This is a genomic window from Actinacidiphila sp. bgisy167, assembly GCF_965342175.1.
GTDB lineage: Bacteria > Actinomycetota > Actinomycetes > Streptomycetales > Streptomycetaceae > Actinacidiphila.
In genome coordinates, this window is the sequence record NZ_CBDRBL010000163.1 from 1 (window position 1) to 4,299 (window position 4,299).

The window sequence follows — 4,299 nt, forward strand, 5'->3', positions numbered from 1 at the left end:
ACGCGTAACGGAAGCCCATCACGGTTCTCATTCGCATAGAGTCGCGTCGTCGCCCAGAGGAAACAAAACCGGTTTCCGCCGGCGCACATGAATCACATCACCCGACGTGCACCGGAAAGAACGGAAGGATCGACGACGCTGTCGAGAAAAGCAGGGAAACTGGCGTCCGCCGCGGCCCTGGGAATCGCGGTCGCGACGATGACCGTGGGCACGACTCCCGCATACGCCGATCAGGGCTCGGGCCGTCTTGTCAACGACTACGTCTACACCTACCCGACGGACACCATCTGCATCGACGAGGAACTATCTCAACGCGCAGTACTACCCCAACGCGACCGATGAGTACTACTACTGCGGCGGGTCCGGTTACAACGTGCTCTGGCTCCGGCACTACCGCTAGGAATTCCGGAAGATTCTGACGCACCTGCGCCCGAATATCCCCAATCCCTTGAGGAGAGATCGCGATGACACCGAGAAAAGCACGAACATGGACTGCGGCTGCGGTCCTGGGAATGACGGTTGCGGCGACGATGGCCGTGAGTGCCACTCCGGCGGCGGCCGGATACGCCCCCGATCATGTCAACGTGTGGATCACCACCTTCCCCACGGACACCCTCTGCGTCGAGAGCAGGGACGCGCTCAATGCGGCGAGCGGCTATCCGAACTCTCGCGACGAGTATCACTACTGCGGCGGAAGCGGCCACAACGCGCTCTGGTTCCGGCGCGCCAATTACTAGACCAGATGTGCACAGTCAACGCCGAGGAGCAACGGTGATTCGGAAGAATGCAAGGATGTTGGTGTCGGTGGCCGCCATGGGCATGGCGGTCGCGGCGGCGGCAGCGGTGAGCGCGCCTCAGGCGTCTGCCGACGGCACCGGTCTCGAACCCCGTCGCGTCAACACCCTCATTGCCGTCTATCCGTCCGACACGATGTGCGTGCAGACGAGGGACGCCCTCAACGCGGCACAGGACTACCCCAATTACTGGGACGAGTACTACTACTGCGCTGGAGACGGCCACAACGCCCTCTGGTTCCGGCACCTGGCTCGCTAGTCCGGTGAACGCGTAGGTCCGCGGGACAGCAGACCGCTGGGGCGAGCGGGTACCCGCCCCAGCGGATGCGCTTCTCACCGCGGGCGACGGCGCCGCGTCGGCGCCGGCCGGGCCTGCGAGACCCGGGGCACCGCGTCCGACGGCACCGGACTCAGCGTCCGAGGAGGAAGTCGTGGACCGCCTGGCGGCCCTCGTCGCTCGCCGCCCGGCTCTGCACGGAATGGGCGGCGCCGCGGACCACGACGACCTTGGCGCGCGGGGTCAGTTTCCTCTGGTCGTACAGCCACTCCACGGGCGTCGACAGGTCCCCGTCCCCGCCGAGCAGCAGCACCGGCACGCCGGGGAGGCGGCGGTGGTCGGGAGGCAGCGGCGGGGCAGGGGTGCGGGGCCAGTCGACGCAGCTGAGCATGGAGCCGAGGCCCGTCGCCGTGGCGGCGTCGAAGGGGCCGTAGTCCGCCGGGGTGAGCTCGGCGCCCGCCTTCTTCAGGGCGTCCCGGCGGCCGGTGAGCGGAGCGTCCGAACGGCCCCAGGGATAGCGGCCGTCGAGGCACAGCGTCGCGGCGTGGAGTCCCTGGCTGACCTCCTCCGGGGCTGCCGCGTTGCCCTGACGTGTGCCCTGGATAAGGCCGTTCAGCCGTCCGAGGTCGCCCTCGGCGGCCTGGTGGAGGGCGTCGATCACGGCCGCGTAGTTCGGGTCGACGAACCCCCAGGTGGTGATCGCGTCCAAAACGTCGACGCCGTTGCCGTACGTGGCCACGACCTTGGCGAGGTCCGCCACCGGGTCCGTGGTGCAGCCGACGCTCTCGCACGCCTCCTTCAGCACACGCGGCGCGGCCTGCATGGGGACCAGGGCCATCGGGTCGTAACCGGTCTGCGGCACCACCGAGTCCAGCACCAACCGGGCCACGCGCCCTGGGTGGGCGAGGGCGTAGCGCTCTGCGGTGTACGTGCCGTACGAGACGCCGTCGAGGGTCATCTTCTTCACGCCCAGCGCACGCCGCAGCAGTTCCAGGTCGGCGACCGTGTCGCCGGTGGAGTGGAAGCGGCGGTTCGGGCCGATGGCCGCGGCGCAGTCCCGCACCGCGTCCGGGGTGGGCGGTGTGAGGTCGGACGATCCCATCTGCGCCTGCAGGTCGGGGCACTGCAGCGCGCCGCCGCCGGTACCCCGCTGGTCGATCATGACGAGGCGGTAGTCCTTGAGCACCGGCGCCATGGCCTGGGAGATGCGTCCCACGTAGGGGACACCCGGCTGTCCGGGGCCACCGGTGAGGAACAGCAGGACGCCCCTGGGGGCATCCGCGTTGTCCCCCATGGCGACCTTCAGACCGAGCCGGCCCCGCACCGCTCCGCTGTGGTCCAGCGGAACGGTCAGCGTGGCGCAGGTGAAGCCCTCCGGACCGGGGCAGGCCGCGGCGCCGGAGAGCCCCCCGCTCCCCCCGGCCGGCCCCGCGGTGCCCCGGTCCTGGGCCGACGACGTACAGGTGCCTGACACCATCAGCAGGCCGGCGGCGGCAAGTACCGCCGCGCCCCGTGCTCCGGACCTCCGCGTTCCCCGTGCCGTTCCGGCCCTGCGCTTCGACCGCATCGCACGCCCCCGCCTTCCGGTGTCCTCGGGTCCCTGCCGTTCGTCGGGGCATCAGACTGCGCGAAGGGGGCTCACCGGGGCGAGAGTCCGTGCCACGATTCGATCACGTTCGAAAGGACCGGGGTGGGGAGTGGCAGGGACAGGATGATCGAACTGATCGTGGACGCCGCCGGTCTGGCCGAATCCCGCTTCGCGGTCTCGCCGCTGAACGAGGTAGCGGCGACGTTGCTGCCGTGGGGGCTGCACCCGGACCCCTCAGCCGCTGCCTGGGTGGCGCGCGCCCGCCGCGTGCTGCGCCGCGCGCAGCTTCCGCTGTTGTCGGAACTCGCGCTCGACGGGGGCGGCTACTTACCCGACTTCCTCAGTCCGCACCCGAACGGTCCTTCGCCGACCGTCGAGGAGGAGTTGGAGCGCGTGCGCGCCACACCGCCCGACCGCGTGCTCGGGGAGCTGGCAGCGCTGCGTGACGGCCGCCCCCGTGCCGGGCTGGAAGGGGTGGAGCTGCCGCCCGGCGTGCGGCGCGCCATGGCCCGGGGCGGGGGGCACGTCGCCCGGCAGGTCGCGGAGGAGCTGCGCAGATACTGGGAGCTCGCCTTCGCCCCGCACTGGCCCGAAGCCAAGGCCGCGCTCGACGCGGAGGTCGACCGGTGTGCGGGGGTACTGGCCCGGCAGGGCGCCGCCGAGATGTTCAACTCGCTGCACCCGGGCATCCGCTGGGCCGACAGCACCCTGCGCGTCGACAGCCGCTTCACGGTGCGGCTCGGCGTTCCGCTGGTGATCGTGGTGCCGTCGCTGGTGGCGGTGGGGCCGGGGGTCGCCGTGGACCCGGTGCGCGGCGGACGGCTGCGGCCGCCGATGTTGGCCTACCCGGTACGGGACCGTCCTTCGGCGCCCACGCCGCCGTCCGCCGAGCTGGCCCGGCTGCTGGGCCCCACCCGCGCGGGGCTGCTCGGGGCGGTGGCCCGGCCGGCGTCCACCACGCAGCTGGCGGCCCGCCACTTCCTGAGCGCCGCCACGGTCTCGTACCACCTGGGCGTGCTGCTCCGGGCCGGTCTGGTGACCCGCTCCCGATCGGGGCGGACGGTGCTGTACCGGCGCACGCCCGCCGGGTCGCGGCTCGCGGGGAGGGATGTGTGAGGGGCGGACCGACCAGGAACCACCGGCCGGTCGCGCCGGGCCGGAAGCCGATGCGCTGGTGATCAGGCCGGGCAGCATGGCGACTCGCCGCCGTTCCAGGTAGTCCCGGACCGCATCCGCTGCGACCCGGCCGTACGAGGTCCGCGCGTGCGCGCATTCCGCTGGACGCGCTTCCGTCCGGGCGATTGGCCTGCACGCAGCCGACACTGCTCCACCTGGTCGGCGGGCTCGCGGAGTTGCCGACGGGTCTCATCGCCGACCGCATCGGCAGGCGTGCCGACATCGTGATCGGCCAGCTGCCGGTGCCGGCCTGCTCGGTCAGGCGGCGTTCCCATGGGGGGCGACGCCGCATCGCGCCGCCCCCTCGTCCCGTGTGCTCGGACGGCAACGGGGGGGGGGGGGGGGGGGGGGGGGGGGGGGAGGGGGGGGGGGGCGGGGGGGGGGGGGGGGGGGGGGGGGGGGGGGTGGGGGGGGGGGGGGGGGGGGGGGGGGGGGGAGGGGGGGGGGGGGGGGGGGGGGGGGGG

General features: G+C 72.4%; 5 protein-coding genes. 4 read left to right on the top strand and 1 reads right to left on the bottom strand.

Translation table 11 applies throughout. From position 1 onward, the window contains the following. Positions 1 to 87 precede the first annotated feature (87 nt). From ACRWND_RS30330 to ACRWND_RS30340, 3 genes are all read left to right on the top strand, one after another. Entirely contained in the window at positions 88 to 342 is a 255-nt protein-coding gene (locus ACRWND_RS30330) for a hypothetical protein (protein ID WP_431955106.1), read from the top strand. Between the two features lie 194 nt (positions 343 to 536). Continuing rightward, positions 537 to 737 carry a hypothetical protein gene (locus ACRWND_RS30335; protein WP_431955108.1) on the top strand — a complete coding sequence of 67 codons (201 nt, stop codon included), beginning with the start codon at positions 537 to 539 and terminating at the stop codon, positions 735 to 737. 55 nt (positions 738 to 792) lie between these two features. After that, positions 793 to 1,053 carry a hypothetical protein gene (locus tag ACRWND_RS30340; RefSeq protein WP_431955110.1) on the top strand — a complete coding sequence of 87 codons (261 nt, stop codon included), beginning with the start codon at positions 793 to 795 and terminating at the stop codon, positions 1,051 to 1,053. Positions 1,054 to 1,204: 151 nt separating this feature from the next. Here the strand turns inward: ACRWND_RS30340 and ACRWND_RS30345 are convergent, their stop codons facing one another. Next, positions 1,205 to 2,548: an alpha/beta fold hydrolase gene (locus tag ACRWND_RS30345; RefSeq protein ID WP_431955112.1), complete on the bottom strand. Its 1,344-nt coding sequence runs from the start codon at positions 2,546 to 2,548 to the stop codon at positions 1,205 to 1,207. Positions 2,549 to 2,782: 234 nt separating this feature from the next. Between ACRWND_RS30345 and ACRWND_RS30350 the strand changes: the two genes are divergently transcribed. Then, on the top strand, positions 2,783 to 3,775 hold the full coding sequence (locus tag ACRWND_RS30350) for an ArsR/SmtB family transcription factor (RefSeq protein ID WP_431955114.1): 993 nt from the start codon (positions 2,783 to 2,785) through the stop codon (positions 3,773 to 3,775). The last annotated feature ends 524 nt before the right edge of the window (positions 3,776 to 4,299 follow it).

What these genes read in the sequence shown, in the direction of transcription:
- ACRWND_RS30330 (WP_431955106.1), top strand. Translation starts at nt 88, where the DNA reads ATGAATCACATCACCCGACGTGCACCGGAAAGAACGGAAGGATCGACG.
- ACRWND_RS30340 (WP_431955110.1), top strand. Translation starts at nt 793, where the DNA reads ATGTTGGTGTCGGTGGCCGCCATGGGCATGGCGGTCGCGGCGGCGGCA.
- ACRWND_RS30345 (WP_431955112.1), bottom strand. Translation starts at nt 2,548, where the DNA reads ATGGTGTCAGGCACCTGTACGTCGTCGGCCCAGGACCGGGGCACCGCG.
- ACRWND_RS30350 (WP_431955114.1), top strand. Translation starts at nt 2,783, where the DNA reads ATGATCGAACTGATCGTGGACGCCGCCGGTCTGGCCGAATCCCGCTTC.